Raw genomic sequence first — 15,608 nt, forward strand, 5'->3', positions numbered from 1 at the left:
ACCGGCGTAGCTCGGCACAGTGACGAGCAGCACCACCCAAAGTTCGATGGCACAAGCTCAAAGATCGGTGTCACAGGACATCGATCTCAGGCGCCGGCAAATCCGCATCTACAACCAGCTCGCCCGCTGCCCCGGCAGCGGGGCGGCGGAGCTGCGACGGGAGCTGATCCGGCTGTCGTGCCTGATCAGTGCCCACCCGTACTGGGCGGTGCGCGGCTGGAGCATGGCGGGCCGGGTCGAGCTGGTGCGGGCGGCCCGGAGCGGGCCGGACGGAGTCCGGGAGGTGGTCGTGCGGTGGAACGGCGAGGAGTTCGTCGTCACCGAGCCTGAGGAGCGTCCCTGAGCGGGTGGGAGGCCGCCGAGGCGGGGTTATCCACAGGCTCTGGCAAGGGCGGCGGGCACGTCGTAGCGTGCTGCCCCTGTCGATCACCAGGGGGCTCGGGATGGGTGACGTCCGGCTGGAATGGCTCGCTGCCGAGGTCATGGACGAACTGCCGTCCGCCGAGGCGCGGACGGCAGTACAGGCCCTGCTCGTTGATACCGCCGAGCACCCGGACCGGTGGCCGACCTCCGGCGGCAAGGAGATCGCCCACGCCTTCGGAACGTGGTGCTGAATCTCGTACATGGCCTACGCGGACGGCCTGGAAGTACGCGATATCGGCTGGGCTTGGTAGTCGTAAGGCGAAGCGAGGCCGCTCTGGAGCTATGCGGCGAAGCCGATGTTGGTGAAACGGTGCCGCAGATCACCGCCCACCAACTCGCCCCATACGACGCCCAGCAGGCCACTGACCAGGCCGTATGACGCCTGCATGGCACCGTACGACACGCTGCGCCCCGCTGTACGACACGGCGGGGCGCAGCCGTGCGACCGGACGGGCCGCTCGTCGTGCGCACGCTGAGCACAACCATCTGTACGCCCCATCTGTCATACCTTGCACAGACCTACGTACGGAGTGCCATCGTGAAACCCGCTGTCGTCCTGCTCGCCGCCGCGCTGCTCGCCCTGACTGCCTGCTCGGCCGAGGAGAAGGACGTCGCGAAGCCCGCGCCGAAGGAGACGACCGTCGACCACTCGGCCGCCGAGAAGGCCGCGGGCATTCCGCCCGCTCCGATCGGCGACGACCGTGACGCGTACCTAGACGCGATCGCGGCTGTTGACCCGCAAATCATCGTGGACGAGCAGAAGGCCATCGACGCCGGGCGGAATCAGTGTTCCTCGCTCGCCAAGCCGAACGACAAGGCCGACTGGTCGGCGGCGCAGCGGTTCGGGAATGACGCCCGGCCGCTCACGGACGCGCAGGGCAAGGCATTGAACGAGGCGCTGCGCAAGACGCTCTGCCCGAAGTGACATTGCTCGCCGCCCATTCGCGCTTCATGGCTGCTGCGCCACTCGGAGCCGAGGCCCCGCGGGCGCCCCGGCGGTGGCGCCCTCGGCGAAGAATGGTGCCCGATCGCGGCATACCACCTCCACAGTGGGCCGCTTCGCGAGCCAAGCGGCCAAGCTGGAGGACTCCCGGTCGGGCAGCAGGTCCACCGGACGTCGCCTTCGACGTCGACCAGGACGGTCCCGTAGTGGCGGCCCTTGCGGGTTGCGTACTCGTCGACGCCGACCACGCGCGGGGCTGGCACTTCCGGGTCGGGCAAGGCTGCGACCAGCCGCAGCACCGTGCCGCGGCTGACGGACACGCCGAAGACTTTTGCCATGCGGGCACCGGCCCGGCCGGCGAGCGCGAGACCGACCGCGACCAGCGTCGACCGCAGGCGCTCGGTCCGCCGGCCGTAGCGACGGGTCAGTCCCGGCATCTGCTCGGCGAAGGTCCGCCGCCCGCACGAGATGACCGGGCAGAGGAACCGGCGGACGCGTAGACAGAGACTGACCCGTCTGCCTCCGCTGGGCACGTCAGCGGGAAACCGCAGGTAGGAGCAGTGAACCCGCCGTGACCAGCTCCCGCAGCCGGGGCAGACGGACCCCGCGGCCGTGCTCCGGGCCTCGATGCGTACCGCCTCGTCGTTCACGTCGATCGACAGCACCGCCACGTCGGCGATCGACGGGAATAGCAACTCCTCCAGTCCCACGGGCCGAACTGTCAGCCACACCGCACCCGGTACGGGTCATTTTCAGGCAGCTTCCCCAGGACCTGCTCGCCCGACGAACGTCACTCAGCGTGCTGATCCACGGAAAGTGGGCCAGAGCCTCGTTCTCGGGTTCTGGCTCAGCTTCTGTTTGCGCCGTGAGGCGCTGTTGGTTCGAGTGGAGGTGGAAGACCTGCACCAACCCGCTGTCGCAGCAGCAGGATTGAAGCTGAGGACAGCCTGATCCGGGTGATGCCGGGGAGGGCGAGAGCGGCCCGGACAAAGCCGGGACGTACCCAGAACTGCCAGATGCACGATCCCCAACCCTTGGCAGCCTGCGAACCCCGTCTGACGGCAGAAACCGTGGAGAGCCCGTTGCGTTGAGAGACGCACGGCGGGTTCGGCGAGAGGTCCGGAGAAACGGACCGGGAGCAATCCCGGCACCGCGCTCCGGGCCTACTCAGCGATTACGGCCTGCCGATCGCAAGGACGGCCCGGGAGAAGCGCGGAAACAGCAGGTCAGCGGGCTGAACCGGTGCGAGCACGAGTAGAAGCGGAGTGGCATCACAGAAGTTGTGCCAGAGCCCGTTCTCGTGGACAAAGCCACGCACCAGTGCCGAGGGGTGTCAGGCGGGCTGGTGGGGCAGTTTCTCGTCGACGCGGCCACCGGCCCCGAGGGTCCGCCGCGGGGACGGAGGCGCAGCCGGGCGCGTGCCGAGTACGCCTCGGGCTCGCAGTTCGTCGAGGTCGGACAGGCGCTCTCCGGGGAGAGCGTCGAGCAGGTCGGCCTGGGCGGCGCGGGAGCCTGGGGGCCGGAGCCAAGGGCACGGCGGACGGTCACGCCGGTCATCGTACGGGCAGCGCATCATCGCTCGCCCCGGCCGCCTGACCTGCGGTGGTCGGGTCTGTGGTCGGCCTACGCCGGCCTGTGGTCGGGCCCGACCACAGACCCGACCACGGGCCGCCTAGTAGTGCTTGGTCATGTTGGTGCGGGGTCTGGCATGTTGCGGTGACAGGTGGGGCAGGCGCCGGTCCAGATCGCGAGGAGTATCTGCAGCTCGTGGACGACTCGGTAGAGGCTCAGGCCGACGCCGTCTCTTTTGGGGATCGGCTCAGTCGCTGCAGGGTGCAGAAGGCGTGGGCGACCGAGACGAGGGTGACGTGGTGGTGCCAGCCTGGCCAGGTTCGGCCTTCGAAGTGGGCCAGGCCCAGGGCCTGTTTCATCTCGCGGTAGTCGTTCTCGATGCGCCAGCGGAGCTTCGCGGTGCGCACGAGGACGGGCAACGGGGTGGTTGCGGGCAGGTTGGAGAGCCAGAACTGCACGGGCTCGTCCTGGTCGGCGGGCCATTCGGCCAGCAACCAGCGGACCGGAAGCTCGGTGGTGGCCGTGGCCTTGCGGATCTCGCGTCCGGCGGGCCGGATCCGCAGGGCCACGAAGCGCGAGTACATGCGTTTGTGCCCGCTGCGGCCACTGCCCGGCCGTGATCCCTCCCTCCACTGCACCGGCCGCGCGGAAGACTTTCCGGCCGCGATGACCAGGCTCTTCACCCTCCGGGCCGGCTCGGGGTAGGCAGGAACCGGCCGTCTGCCCCGGCCTGTGTAGGCCGGGGCAGACGGCTGTGCGTCCTCGGGCTGTGCGGTGGTCGAGGTCGAGATGCCCACCACGTAATCGAGACCGCGTTCTTCCAGGCCGAGCCGGAAGGCGGCGGTGTCACCATAGCCGCCGTCGGCGATGACCTGGGGCACCTCGATGCCCCAGGACCGCGTCTCGTCGATCATGTCGAGGGCCAGCTGCCACTTCTCGACATGGCCCACCTGGGCAGGGATGGCGCACTTGCCACGGCGGGCCACTTTGGCCTGATCGGCCTTCGGCGAGGCGGGATCCCAGCTCCCGGGCAGGAACAGACGCCAGTTCACCGCCGCCGAGGCGCCGTTGGAAGCCAGGTGCAGCGACACCCCGGCCTGGCAGTTGGTGACCTTGCCCGCAGTGCCGGTGTACTGCCGGGTCACACACGCCGACGCATCCCCGTCCTTGAGGAACCCGGTGTCATCGATGATCAACGCGGTGGGCTTGACGACCGGCTGCATACGCCAGGCCAGACGGGCCCGCACATGCGCCGCATCCCACGGGCTGGAGGTGATGAAGTGGGCCAGCGCCTGCCGGTTCCCGTCTTCGCCCAGGCGGGCGGCCATCGGTTCCACCGACTTGCGCCCGCCGTCCAGCAGCAGGCCCCGCAGATAGACCCCACCCCACCGACGCTGATCCGCTCGCGCGAACGGCTCGAACATCTCCGCCGCGAAGTCCTCCAGATCACACCGGACCGCAGCCAACTCCCCACTCAGCACGTCCTGTCAACGACACGACCCATCAAGAAGACACGCCATCGCAGACCGCACATGACCAAGCACTACTAGTGCTGTGACCGGGATGGTTCACCGTGATCGGAAGGCGGCTCGCGGGACGAGCGCACGCGAAAGGCTGGTATTACTGGGGTATGCAGGAAGAGACCGCACGCTCCGCGATCGACACGTTCATCTCCGCGTTCAACGCCTCGGACGACAGCTATGTGACTGCCCTGCTCTCCCAGGCCCTGACCTCAGACGTGGTCTTCTGGGGGCCGTTGGGCCGCAGCGAAGGAATCGCGGCGGTCGAGCGGTTCGTGCTGGACATCCGGCGGCACCCAGCGGGGACCGGCACAATGGTGCGCTGCTCAGCGGTGGACATGCCTGACGAGTGGGCCCGGTACAAGTGGGTCTTCACCACGCCGGATGGAGGCCCCCGCCTGGCGGGAACGGACGTCGTCCATCTGCGGCGGAGCCTCATCGACCAGGTCATCGTCTTTGCGGGGGAGATCGAGGCGTCCGCCTCCTGAGTCATCCTTCTGTCGCTGTCCTTCTCCTGAACTTGCCCGCGCGGTGGCGTCGTACGAACCGCGCGACGGTGGAGTGGTCCACTCTGCGGTTCGCGGTGATGATCCGGCAGCCCACGTCGTCCCAGCACGCCTGCTCGATGTGGCGGGAGGAGCGCACTCCCTTGCTGTAGCAGTACAAGAGCAACGCGATCAGGCTTGCGGGAGCGTACGCCGCCCCTCCCCGCCCGTCGTCACGGTAGCTGTCCTCGAACGCCGAAAGGTCAAGCTCTTCGACGACGTCGAGCACTTTCCAGCACAGGTGCTCGGGCGGCAGCCACTCCCACACATCCTGCGGCATCTCGAGATCACGTTCACGGTCACACGACAAGAAGTTCCGCCCATCAGCCAGGATTCCGATGCCTTCGGGATCTTCGGAAGCGAACAACTAATCGCTCTTGACCTTCACCGGGCAGGAGCCGTGCGACAGCCTCTGCACTGCCCGGCCCGTGTGCCGAAACCATCGCGGTCAGGCCCCGGTCGCCCGCTCGGCTCGAAGAACAAGCAGCCCGCCACCCGCTACGACGTGGGCAAGACCGTCAGACGCCCGGGCGCCCTGATCGAACGTGATCAAGCCCGGCCGTGAGGCCATGATCTGGGTCTGTCAGCGGCGCCGGGCAGAATGCACTCCCGTGAGCCTCCACTACGAACTCGTCTTCACGTGCTTCCTCCGGGACGACACGCCCGACACGGTCCTGGCAGCCCTGCGATGGCACCTCGGCCTGGCCCCCGAGCGTCCAGCAGAGCTCGACGCGGAGGAGCACTCGTATCCACTGCTCTCCCCGGATCCGGACAGTCGCCTGCCAGGAGGCGATTTCGTGTCCCTACTACGCCAGTCGCGACGCTTCACGCCTGGTGGTGAGCTCCACGCATGGGGACTGTTCAGCCGCAACCTCTGGCTCGACGACATGATGGGTGACCTCTACACCGTCCTGGACCTGCTCGCACCCCACGTCGAAGAACCTGGCTACAGCGGGTACTTCCGGGAGGAGTTCGACACCGAGCCGACCGTCTTCACGTTCCGAGACGGCACCTTCGGGCCACTGAAACTCTGAATCCAGTTCAGTCCCTGAACACCGAAAGGGGCGCTGTCACGTTGGCTGGCCCGTGGGATGATCTTGGGTTGATCACGTTGGGGGAGCCGTCCGTGGTGGGTGCACCGTCGTCGTGCAAGGGGCACCGGCACCCGGTCGAGGTCATCTCGCACTGCGTGTGGCTGTACTTCCGGTTCCCGCTCAGTTTCCGTGAGGTGGAGGAGCTGATGTTCCAGCGCGGCGTGACCGTCTCCCACGAGACCGTGCGCCGCTGGTGTCGGAAGTTCGGCCAGGCGTACGCCAGCGCGCTGCGTCGCCGGCGGCCGCGCCCCGGGGACAAGTGGCTCTACCTTCTTGAACGGGTTGGTCCTCCCGTTCGTAGGGTGAGGACACCCAGGGGAGCTGGGTGTGGCTGACAAGTGGCTGCCGTTCGTGGCTTCAGGTGCTTGGCCGCCTGGCTCCCCACGACGACTCGGCCGCCGATTGGGAAGTGCGAACAAGTCGCTGTGTAGAGCAATGCCGGCGAGGTCGTCCGTGGTACGCAAGGCATGTACGACCGAATGGAGCACGATGAGCCGGATATGGGCGGGAACCGACTGCGGCAAGACCCACCACCACTGCCTGGTCCTGGACAGCGAGGGCGACACGCTGCTGTCGCGTCGGGTGGCCAACGACGAGCCGGAACTGCTGAAGCTGATCGGTGACGTCCTGGACCTCGCCGACGGCGGCAAGACGACCTGGGCGCTTGACATGACCGGCGGCGAGCCCGGCCTGCTGATCGCCCTTCTGGTCAACCATGGCCAGGAGCTCGTCTACATCCCCGGTATCGCGGTCAACCGGGCCACCGACAGCTACCGCGGCCAGGGCAAGACGGACGCCCGTGACGCCCGCGTGATCGCCGACCAGGCCCGGATGCGCCGCGACCTCCAGCCGATCCGCCCCGGCGACGAAGCCACGCTCGAGCTGCGGCTGCTGACCGACCACCGCGTCGATCTGGTCGCCGACCGCACCCGCACCACCAACCGGCTCAAGGCCCTGCTGAACAGCATGTTTCCGGCCCTGGAACGGGCCCTCGACCTGGGTAACGTCGGCCCGCTGGTGCTGCTAACCGGTTACCAGACACCGGCAGCGATCCGCCGCGCGGGCAGTCGGCGGCTGACCGCCTGGCTGCGCAACCGCAAGGTCTGCAACGCTGCTGCCCTCGCCGAGAAGGTGGTTGAGGCCGCCGAGCGCCAGCACACCGCCGTCGTGGGTGAGAAGGCCATCGCGAAGATGGTGCACACCCTCGCCAAGGAGGTGATGGTCCTCAACGAGAAGATCACCGAGACCGACAAACTCATCGAGGGCCGGTTTCGCGAACACGAACTGGCCGACGTGATCCAGTCCATGCCCGGCATCGGCACGATCCTCGGTGCCGAGTTCCTCGTCGCCGTCGGCGGCAGCCTGGACGCCTTCCCCACGGCCGACCGGCTCGCGGCCTTCGCCGGCGTGGTCCCCGCCCCACGCGACTCCGGCCAGGTCAGCGGTAACGACCACCGACCGACGAGATACCACCGTCGCCTGCAGCGCGTCTTCTACATCTCCGCGCTGGTCAGCGTCCAACGAGACCCCAACTCACGGAAGTTTTACGACCGCAAGCGCGCCGAGGGGAAACGGCACGTCCAGGCCGTCCTCGCGCTCGCACGCCGTCGCGTCAACGTCCTGTGGGCTCTGATCCGTGACCGACGGTGCTACCAGGTCATACCCTCAGTGACGACGGCGGCTTGACATCGGCATTGGGAAGCATCTGGACGAGGTCTTCATCAAGATCAACAGTGAGCAGAAGTACCTGTGGCGGGTGGTCGACCAGGACGGCAATGTCCTGGACATTCTTGTTCGGAACCGGCGGGACAAGGCCGCAGCCAGGCGATTCTTCCGTAGGCTGATGACGAAGACGGGCAGGGTGCCGCGGGTGGTCGTCACCGACAAGCTGCGTTCCTACGGCGCCGCTCACCGCGAGGTCATGCCCTCGGTGGAGCATCGCTCGCACAAGGGATTGAACAACCGGGCCGAGAACAGCCACCAGTCGACGAGCAACGCGAACGGGCGATGAAGAGCTTCCGCAGCGTGGGCGGGGCCCAGCGGTTCCTGTCCGCATTCAGCGGTATCTCACCCCACTTCCGGCCCCGACGCCACCTGATGACCGCATCCGAACACCGAGCCGAAATGACCACCGCTTCACCATCCGGGAGCAGATCACCGGCGTCACCGGCCGGCCTACCGTGGCCTGAGCCCAGGCTGGGGCACCCGGCCCCACGCAATCTCGACGCACCATCAGACACCCACACACCCAACAACGTGACAAGGCCGTCAGACCCCCACCCTCCGCCTACCACATCTCTCCGACATACCGCCGGGATCACCAACAGTCACCGCCCGACGACAATGAGCATTGTTCATGTTGAAGTTGCAGGTCACGGGACTGGCGTGGGTCGAGGCTGGGGTGCTCGCGCTGGTCGGAGCGTGATCGGTAGCAGGTGATCGTCCGTCAACGCTGGACCTCGGCGTTTGTCAGCACGAGGAGAGCCCGCAGAAGCATGGTCGCGTGGCGGGCGTTCATGCGGACCTTGGTGAGGATCCGCCAGTTCTTCAGATCGGCGAAGCCGTGCTCGTTCGTGGCTGACCAGCCGGTTCGCCTCCGTCTGGGCGACAGTCAGGGGATAACCGCGGGTCGCTTTGCGGTCGGTGACGATCACCGGGTCGTCGGGATTGTCGTCCAGGCCAACGAAGCCGAGGTCGGCGAGCACCCCCCAGGCCGGCCTCCCTCAGGTGGGCGGTGATCTTGTTGTGGCGGGCAGTGGTGATCTCCGAGCAGCGCCCCGGCTTCGCCGCCGAGATCCACACCAGGTTGCCGCGCTCGTCGGTCAGGGCGAGGAACAGCAGGCCGTGGGCCTTGTGTTTGCCCGAGTAGTTCGGCCGGGTTGGCGTCCCCGGTGCGTCGGCGAGTACGGACGAGGGTGCCGTCGAGCAACACAACGACGCCACCCTTCCGGGCGACTTTCTTCAGGGCGCGGTCCAGGCGCGGGGCCCGCGCGGCAAGCAGGCCGAGCACTTCCAGCAGCCAGCGGCGCACGGTGGAGGCGGAGACGTCGTTGGCGCCCGCGATGTCGGAAAGCCGCTGGTCGTGGCGGAGGCCCGCCAGAACGATCAGGGCGATCCGGCCGGGCGGGAGCTTGCGCCAGCGCGAGCGGATCTTCTTCAGGTGACCGCGGACCAGGCCGGAGACCAGGTCCAAAGTGGCGCTCGACAGCGGCAGGCGGCACTGGTGGACAAGCCCTTCAGTGCCCTCGGCGGGGCGGTTGTTCCTTCGCATGGACACCCCAACTCCCGTCGGCGGACTGCACGTTACGCCGAAATTCAGCCGCGACCGGTCAGACCGGCGGCTGCGGCAGGGCAGTGAAGCGGCCGGCTGGGGTGCGGTGCAGCCAGCCCCGGTCCGCCAGGCGCCTGAGCTTGTCGCGGACCGGCTCGACCTGCCCGGGCTGGGTGCCCCTGCCGAGTTGGACGCTGACGTCCTTGGCCGGGACCGGCTCCGAAGCCGCGGTCACCATCTTCATGATCGCCTGGTAGTCGGCGGGCAGCGCGCTCTCGTCCACGCCCGGCTCGCGGTGCGGGACCAGCAGCATCCCGCCCGCACCCGGTGCCGTCGTTTCCCGTTCCAACTCCTCAGCCACGGCCCGGTCGTCAGCCTGCCCGCTCCGCTCGGCCTCGATGAACTGCCCGATCACCACCTCGGCAGCCTCCAGCCGGGCCACCTCGGCAACGATCCCGGCGAGCTCCTTGCGCAGCCGCTCGGCGCGATCGGCCAGCACCACCCTCCGCTGCATCACCCAGACCAGAACATCCGCCATCAATAGCCCCTTCCCACCCGTGCTTCCTCGGAGCTTACGAAGCCCTCTGGACCCGGCATCGCGATTCCGGCGAACCGGCAATGCGCCGGATGATCACCTGCTACCGATCACGCCCCCGACCGGCACGAGCACCCCAGCCTCGACCCACGCCAGCCCCGTGACCTGCAACTTCAAGATGAACACTGCTCAATGGCATCTGGACGAGGTCTTCATCAAGATCAACGGCGAGCGGAAGTACCTGTGGCGGGCCGTCGACCAGGACGGCAACGTGCTCGACATCCTCGTCCAGGGGAAGCGGGACAAAGCCGCGGCCGGCGCTTCTTTCGCAGGCTGATGAAGAAGACCGGTGCGGTACCGCGGGTGGTCGTCACGGACAAGCTTCGCTCCTACGGTGCCGCTCACCGCGAGGTCATGCCCTCCGTCGAGCACCGCTCCCACAAGGGCCTGAACAACCGGGCCGAGAACAGCCACCAGCCCACCAGACAGCGTGAACGCGCGATGAAAGGCTTCCGCTCCGCCGGCGGAGCACAACGCTTCCTGTCCGCGTTCAGCGGCATCTCACCCCCACTTCCGACCCCGCCGCCACGCTCGCCGAAGCCTGGGACCCCGGGGCCTCGAAGTGGGACGCGGACCGGCGCGAGCAGTACGCCAACGACCTCGGCGCCGACAGGTCGCTGGTCGCCGTCACCGCGAAGACCAACAGGAGCAAGGCCGATCGGGATCCAACTGAATGGCTCCCGCCGGCCGCGTCCGCGCAGTGCACGTACGGTGCCGACTGGGTGGGCACCAAGCTGCGGTGGAAGCTCACCGCGGACGACAAGGCGCGCGCAGCCCTGGAGAAGCTGGCCAAGGGCTGCACGGACACCGTCGTGGAGTACGAAACCGACCCCTGACCAGCAGTCAGGCACCGCACCCTCACCGCATCCGGACCACGGTGAGGGTGCCGTGACGGCCGGACCCGGCCAGCACCTCCACGACCAGATCCGTCTCCACCCGCATATACGACTCGCCCTCTGCCCGCCGCTCCCCCACCACCGCCGCGCCACTCAAGGCCTCACCGACACGAGCCGCGAGGACAGGCTCCAGGCGTGCGGACACCCTGGCCGGCCCGCCCTCGTCCCCCACCGCCAGAACCAGACGATGCGGTCTGAACCGGGGACCGGTGAACCCCAGCACCAGAGCGTCGACCGTGTCCGCATGCCACTGGTGGAGTGTCGATATTCGAGAGTTGCAGTATTCGCCCGCAGGGCGAGCGGCCCGGTCACGTCAACGGTGACAAGGCGTACGGCTCTCGCCGCAACGGATGGCCCGTCTCGCTCGTGATGGGGAGAGGGGAGCCGCCTGACTCCGGGGTGCCGCCCCGACGCCGCAGAGTGGCCTGTGCCTGAACCTGGGCCTTGATGCCGACGACTCCGCTCGTACTTCACCGATGGTCGGCGGGGAGAGCTTTAATCATTTCCCCGTTGACCAGGACGACGAGGCAACCGCAGCCACCGGTGCAGTACTCGACCTCGCCCTCGGACGTACGGTGGCGCGATCGGAGCGTCCACCACTGCGCTTCCCCCTCAGTCGGCTCATGGCAAACGGGGCAGCGGTCCTGTGCCGGCGTGACGGTGACCGAGGGTACGGGTGTCATGCCACCAACATGCTGTAACTATCTATTGCACTTCAACCATTACATCGAGCAGTAGGTTCAGCTGTCGGGGGTGCCGGGCCGGGCCTCTGGTGCGGCATGCCTTCCAGCCCGCAGCACCGACCAGGCACCGGCCAGGACGACCAGAGCAACCGCTGCTAGTGCCGTATCAGGCAACGTTTGCCCTGTCGACGACGGCTTGTAGGCGCTGGTCGTCGGTATGGCGGTTTCGCCAGATGATGTAGCGGCGGATCATGCTGCCCTGTTCTTTGTGGGTGGCGTGATCGGTGCCGTCGAGGGTGAAGTAGCGCAGGGCGGTGAACTGGGACTCGATGCGGTTGAGCCAGGAAGAGTTCGTCGGGGTGTAGGCGATCTCGACGTTGTGCGCGGCCGCCCAGGTGCCGACCCGCTGGCATCTCTTCGTGGTCAGGTGCGGGGAGAAGATGCCCCTATGTTTCGTCAAGTTGCGGAGGAGGAGTTGGGGCGGCCATCTTCGGCTGGATGTGGCGGTAGATTTCGCGGGCGACGTAGCGTTTGAGGCAGCGGATGATCTCGCGCTTCGACATGCCTTGTTTGGTGCGTCGTTCCAGGTAGGAGCGGGTGCGGTCGTCCCAGCGTATGCGGGTCATGACGATGCGGTAGAGGGCGGCGTTGGCCTGCCGGTTCCCGCCGCGGTTGAGCCGTCGGCGCTGGGTCTTGCCGGAAGATTGTTCAACCGGGCTGACGCCGCACAGAGCGGCGAATGACACCTCGGTGGCAATCCGGTCGGGGTTGTCGCCGGCGGCGATGAGGAGGGCTGCGGCACTGTCCGGCCCGACGCCGACGAGTTCCAGCAGCTGCGGGCGGTGTTCGCGGACGGCCTGGGTGACTCGGCGGGCGAGCTCCTTGACCTCGCAGGTCAGGTGCTGGATGCGGCGGGCCAGGAGGCGAAGGGTGAACACGGCTGCGTCGTCGCTGTCGGCAAGGCCGTCCGCGCACCGCGCGATCAGCGCCGGGTTCCTGAGGCCAGACATGGACTCGCGGAGTACGGGATCGACGCCCAGGAGTACGGCCTTGAGCTGGTTCATCGCCTGGGTGCGGGCCTTGATGGCCGATTCCTTGGCCAGTCTGAGGACGCGCAGGTCGGCGGCCGGGCCATTACCGGTCTTGGGTGTGGTGGTGGCGCGTCCGGACAGGACCGCGCGGGCAGCGGCGTCCGCGTCGACGGCGTCGGTCTTGCCCCGCTTGCGCCGGGTGGCACGATCAGGCTGGTTGACCTCGATGACCTGGATGTTCTCCTGCTGCAGGAACCGTGCCAGGGCCGATCCGTAGGATCCGGTGCACTCCACTCCGGCACGGTGCAGGATGCCGAAGGAGCGTGCCCAGGCGAGGAGTTGACGGTATCCGGCAGCGGTGGTCGGGAACTCCTGGTGAGCCAGCAGTGCGCCGAGCACGGTGATCACTGCAGCGACGTGCACGTCCTTGTGCGTATCTACCCCGAGGATCACGTCCTCCGCGGGCTGCGCTGCCCGCTGTGCGGGCAGCGTCGGCTGGGGCATGCTGGTGACGGTCACGCGGCTCCTTCATCGGCTGGGGCTGATGGCCGACGCCGGGCCGGGTGGGCGGTCAGAACTGTGATGGTGCCTTGTGGGGCAAGGCCCCTATCGGGACACGCCCGCCGGTCCGGCGGCAGCAAGCACCGCCGGGGGCCAGAGCCGACAGATCTACTCCAAGGCAACCAGGGCCAGTTGTCGCACGGGTCAGGCTCCGGCCCCCGGCGACGCCCCACGAGTCTCACAGTTGTCGCAGACGATCGCGATGCGGGTCTGGGGCGGGTAGAGGCTGCGCAGGTAGCGGCAGAACTCCAGGAACTGCGTCCGCTTCCTGACCGGTTTGATGTGACCGTAGAGCTTGTCCTTGGCCAGGTCCAGGGCTGCGAACAGGTGCCGTACTCCGCCGTAGCGGTTGTAGGTCGCCCGCCGTCGTCGGCGTGGCTCACTGTCGGGGTCTTTGTGCTTGCCACCGCGCTCGGCCCATTGCCGGCCCGGGTGGGGCATCAGGTCAGCGGGCCGAACTCATCCATGCAGAACACCACTTCGGGCTCGCCTTCTTCGGGTATGACCTCGCCGTCGGCGATCGCGTAGAGGTGTTCGACGCGGGCCTTCTTGGCCGCGTAGTCCGGATCGCGGGAGGTCTTCCAGGTCTTCAGGCGTTGAAAGGAGACGCCTTCCTCGCGGAGCAGGATGCGCAGGCCCTCGTGGCTGATGTCGTCGACCACCCCCTCGGCGACCAGGAAGTCCGCCAGCTTGGTCAGACTCCAGGTGGAGAAGGGCAGGTCGTGCTCGGTCGGCTTCGACTTCGCGATCTTCTTGATCTCGCGCCGCTCGGGCAGCGTGAAAGTCTTGGGGCGGCCGCCCTTGTACTTCGGATACAGCGAGGCGAATCCATCGGCGTTGAAGTTGTGGATCACGTCCCGGACCCGGTCATCACTGGTGAACGACACCTCGGCGATCTTCGCCACCGGCATGCCCTGCGCGGACAGCAGGACCATCTGGGCCCGCCGCCAGGTCACCACCGATCCGGTGCCCCTGCGGGTGATCCGTAGCAGCCGTCTGCCCTCGTCATCGTCGATCTCGCGTACCTGTACTCGTTCCGCCACCCAGCCAGGATGACGGCCACGCGCCGCCCAGCACAGCAATCAGGCGACACGTCACGTCACAACAGGGCAAACGTTGCCTGATACGGCCCTAGTAGGGCTTTGTTAGGTACCCCGATTGATCATCTCCAGATAGGTTGTGATGTTCTTTCAGGTGTGACGCCCGAGGAGATGGACACGGTCCGCACACGCTTGGAGGCGTTCGCGGCGGAGATGCTCGGTTCTCTGGCCCGGCGGGATCAGCGAGCCAAGGGCGAGCTGTACCTGCGCGGGCTGATGCTGGACGGCAAGCGCAAGTCGATGCAGCCGATGGCCGAGCGCCTGGGCGTGGACCACCAGCAGCTCCAGCAGTTCGTGGCCTCCTCGACCTGGGACTGGGCCAAGGTCCGTGAGCGGCTGGCTCGTTGGGCTGCCGCTCACATCTCGCCGGAGGCGTACGCGATCGACGATGTGGGCTTTCCCAAGGACGGCTACGACTCACCGGGTGTGGCGCGGATGTACTGCGGTGCGCTGGGAAAGCGCGGCAACTGCCAGATCGGCGTCAGCGTCAATCTGGTCAGCGACCACGCTTCCTCGGCGGTCAACTGGCGCCTGTTTCTGCCCGAGAGCTGGGACGACACCAAGAACACCGGCGATGCGCTGCTGACCGGGGCGATCCAGCGCCGACGCGCCAAGGCGGCCATCCCCGACAGCGAGCGGCACAGGGAGAAGTGGCGCCTGGCCCTGGACATGCTCGACGAGGTCCGCGAGGGCTGGGAACTTCCTGACCTGCCGGTGGTCGCCGACGCCGGATACGGCGACGCGACCGGCTTCCGCGAGGGCCTGACCGAGCGCGACCTGGCCTACGCCGTCGCGGTCAAGGGCACCACCACCGCCTACCCGGGCGACGCCGTCCCCGAGCGCCCGCCCTACAGCGGCCAGGGCCGCCCGCCCGGACCGGCCTACCCCGGTCAGCACAGCACTCTGCGCCAACTCGTCCTGGACACAGGGCGATCGGCGGCACGAACCGTGACCTGGCGCCAGGGAAGCAAGACCACGAAGCACAATCCCCGCGCCGAGATGCGCTCGCGGTTCCTGGCACTGCGGGTCCGACCCGCAAACCGGACGATCCGCCGCGCCGTCGACGGCTCCCTGCCCGAGTGCTGGCTGCTGGCCGAATGGCCGCCCGGCGCCGCCGAGCCCACCGACTACTGGCTCTCCACCCTGCCTGCCGAGACCCCGCTGCGCGAACTGGTCCGCATCGCCAAGATCCGCTGGCGCGTTGAACACGACTACCGCGAGCTCAAGGACGGTCTGGGCCTGGACCACTTCGAGGGCCGCAACTTCCCCGGCTGGCACCGCCACGTCACCCTCGCCTCCCTCGCCCAGGCGTTCTGCACCATGCTCAGGCTCGACCCAAAAGCGCCTGCGCCGGCCTGACCCTCTACGCGGTCC

Annotated in this window: 13 protein-coding genes and 8 pseudogenes; 12 read left to right on the plus strand and 9 right to left on the minus strand. The window is 67.8% G+C overall.

Features of this window, described 5'->3' with window-relative positions; genetic code table 11:
- Nucleotides 1-67 precede the first annotated feature (67 nt).
- The 3 genes from OG842_RS00650 to OG842_RS00660 all read left to right on the plus strand — a co-directional run bounded on the left by OG842_RS00650 (nucleotide 68) and on the right by OG842_RS00660 (nucleotide 1,348).
- A complete protein-coding gene (locus OG842_RS00650; protein WP_266726572.1) occupies nucleotides 68-343 on the plus strand; it encodes a hypothetical protein in 276 nt (91 codons plus the stop codon).
- Between the two features lie 100 nt (nucleotides 344-443).
- Nucleotides 444-614, plus strand: coding sequence for a hypothetical protein (locus OG842_RS00655; protein ID WP_266726573.1), 171 nt, complete (start codon nucleotides 444-446; stop codon nucleotides 612-614).
- A 347-nt stretch (nucleotides 615-961) separates the two neighbouring features.
- Entirely contained in the window at nucleotides 962-1,348 is a 387-nt protein-coding gene (locus OG842_RS00660; protein ID WP_266726574.1) for a hypothetical protein, read from the plus strand.
- 551 nt (nucleotides 1,349-1,899) lie between these two features.
- On the opposite strand, the pseudogene OG842_RS00665 reads toward OG842_RS00660, so the two are convergent.
- Nucleotides 1,900-2,097: pseudogene (locus OG842_RS00665) on the minus strand (hypothetical protein); the annotation flags it as partial.
- Between the two features lie 1,056 nt (nucleotides 2,098-3,153).
- Complete coding sequence (locus OG842_RS00670; protein WP_443063947.1) at nucleotides 3,154-4,419, minus strand: IS701 family transposase; 1,266 nt, start codon at nucleotides 4,417-4,419, stop codon at nucleotides 3,154-3,156.
- Between the two features lie 149 nt (nucleotides 4,420-4,568).
- Here OG842_RS00670 and OG842_RS00675 point away from each other — a divergent pair, with 149 nt between their 5' ends.
- Complete coding sequence (locus tag OG842_RS00675; protein WP_238576850.1) at nucleotides 4,569-4,946, plus strand: nuclear transport factor 2 family protein; 378 nt, start codon at nucleotides 4,569-4,571, stop codon at nucleotides 4,944-4,946.
- A gap of 1 nt (nucleotide 4,947) precedes the next feature.
- Here OG842_RS00675 and OG842_RS00680 read toward each other — a convergent pair whose 3' ends face one another.
- The gene (locus OG842_RS00680; RefSeq protein WP_266726575.1) at nucleotides 4,948-5,370 is read right to left on the minus strand and encodes a transposase; all 423 of its coding nucleotides are present in this window, start codon (nucleotides 5,368-5,370) and stop codon (nucleotides 4,948-4,950) included.
- Between the two features lie 33 nt (nucleotides 5,371-5,403).
- On the opposite strand from OG842_RS00680, the pseudogene OG842_RS00685 reads away from it, so the two are divergent.
- The 5 genes and pseudogenes from OG842_RS00685 to OG842_RS00705 all read left to right on the plus strand — a co-directional run.
- Nucleotides 5,404-5,568, plus strand: a pseudogene (locus tag OG842_RS00685) (NF041680 family putative transposase); the annotation flags it as partial.
- Between the two features lie 46 nt (nucleotides 5,569-5,614).
- A complete protein-coding gene (locus tag OG842_RS00690) occupies nucleotides 5,615-6,037 on the plus strand; it encodes a hypothetical protein (RefSeq protein WP_266726577.1) in 423 nt (140 codons plus the stop codon).
- Nucleotides 6,038-6,132: 95 nt separating this feature from the next.
- Nucleotides 6,133-6,360 (plus strand): annotated as a pseudogene (locus OG842_RS00695) (IS6 family transposase); the annotation flags it as partial.
- Between the two features lie 226 nt (nucleotides 6,361-6,586).
- Entirely contained in the window at nucleotides 6,587-7,783 is a 1,197-nt protein-coding gene (locus tag OG842_RS00700) for an IS110 family transposase (protein WP_266726579.1), read from the plus strand.
- A 16-nt stretch (nucleotides 7,784-7,799) separates the two neighbouring features.
- A pseudogene (locus tag OG842_RS00705) lies at nucleotides 7,800-8,286 on the plus strand (IS6 family transposase); the annotation flags it as partial.
- 358 nt (nucleotides 8,287-8,644) lie between these two features.
- On the opposite strand, the gene OG842_RS45075 reads toward OG842_RS00705, so the two are convergent.
- Nucleotides 8,645-9,040, minus strand: coding sequence for a transposase family protein (locus OG842_RS45075; RefSeq protein WP_443063948.1), 396 nt, complete (start codon nucleotides 9,038-9,040; stop codon nucleotides 8,645-8,647).
- A gap of 386 nt (nucleotides 9,041-9,426) precedes the next feature.
- Nucleotides 9,427-9,906 (minus strand): hypothetical protein, encoded by a 480-nt coding sequence (locus OG842_RS00715; RefSeq protein ID WP_266726581.1) that lies wholly within the window; start codon nucleotides 9,904-9,906, stop codon nucleotides 9,427-9,429.
- 190 nt (nucleotides 9,907-10,096) lie between these two features.
- Here OG842_RS00715 and OG842_RS00720 point away from each other — a divergent pair.
- Nucleotides 10,097-10,464, plus strand: a pseudogene (locus tag OG842_RS00720) (IS6 family transposase); the annotation flags it as partial.
- A 14-nt stretch (nucleotides 10,465-10,478) separates the two neighbouring features.
- Nucleotides 10,479-10,799 (plus strand): annotated as a pseudogene (locus OG842_RS00725) (GmrSD restriction endonuclease domain-containing protein); the annotation flags it as partial.
- A 22-nt stretch (nucleotides 10,800-10,821) separates the two neighbouring features.
- On the opposite strand, the gene OG842_RS00730 reads toward OG842_RS00725, so the two are convergent.
- The 4 genes and pseudogenes from OG842_RS00730 to OG842_RS00745 form a co-directional block, all read right to left on the minus strand.
- Nucleotides 10,822-10,956, minus strand: a complete 135-nt coding sequence (locus OG842_RS00730; protein ID WP_266733845.1) for a hypothetical protein — start codon at nucleotides 10,954-10,956, stop codon at nucleotides 10,822-10,824.
- Nucleotides 10,957-11,708: 752 nt separating this feature from the next.
- Nucleotides 11,709-11,981, minus strand: a pseudogene (locus tag OG842_RS00735) (IS630 family transposase); the annotation flags it as partial.
- Between the two features lie 7 nt (nucleotides 11,982-11,988).
- Nucleotides 11,989-13,077, minus strand: a complete 1,089-nt coding sequence (locus OG842_RS00740; RefSeq protein ID WP_443064049.1) for an IS110 family transposase — start codon at nucleotides 13,075-13,077, stop codon at nucleotides 11,989-11,991.
- Between the two features lie 240 nt (nucleotides 13,078-13,317).
- Nucleotides 13,318-14,177 (minus strand): annotated as a pseudogene (locus OG842_RS00745) (IS630 family transposase); the annotation flags it as partial.
- Between the two features lie 153 nt (nucleotides 14,178-14,330).
- Here OG842_RS00745 and OG842_RS00750 point away from each other — a divergent pair.
- Nucleotides 14,331-15,593, plus strand: coding sequence for an IS701 family transposase (locus tag OG842_RS00750; RefSeq protein ID WP_443063949.1), 1,263 nt, complete (start codon nucleotides 14,331-14,333; stop codon nucleotides 15,591-15,593).
- Nucleotides 15,594-15,608: the final 15 nt, after the last annotated feature.

The organism is Streptomyces sp. NBC_00376 (assembly GCF_036077095.1).
In the GTDB taxonomy this organism is placed as follows: Bacteria; Actinomycetota; Actinomycetes; order Streptomycetales; family Streptomycetaceae; genus Streptomyces.

Coding starts and splice junctions, on each gene's coding strand:
- OG842_RS00655 (WP_266726573.1), top strand. CDS start 444: ATGGGTGACGTCCGGCTGGAATGGCTCGCTGCCGAGGTCATGGACGAA.
- OG842_RS00675 (WP_238576850.1), top strand. CDS start 4,569: ATGCAGGAAGAGACCGCACGCTCCGCGATCGACACGTTCATCTCCGCG.
- OG842_RS00700 (WP_266726579.1), top strand. CDS start 6,587: ATGAGCCGGATATGGGCGGGAACCGACTGCGGCAAGACCCACCACCAC.
- OG842_RS00715 (WP_266726581.1), bottom strand. CDS start 9,906: ATGGCGGATGTTCTGGTCTGGGTGATGCAGCGGAGGGTGGTGCTGGCC.
- OG842_RS00740 (WP_443064049.1), bottom strand. CDS start 13,077: ATGCCCCAGCCGACGCTGCCCGCACAGCGGGCAGCGCAGCCCGCGGAG.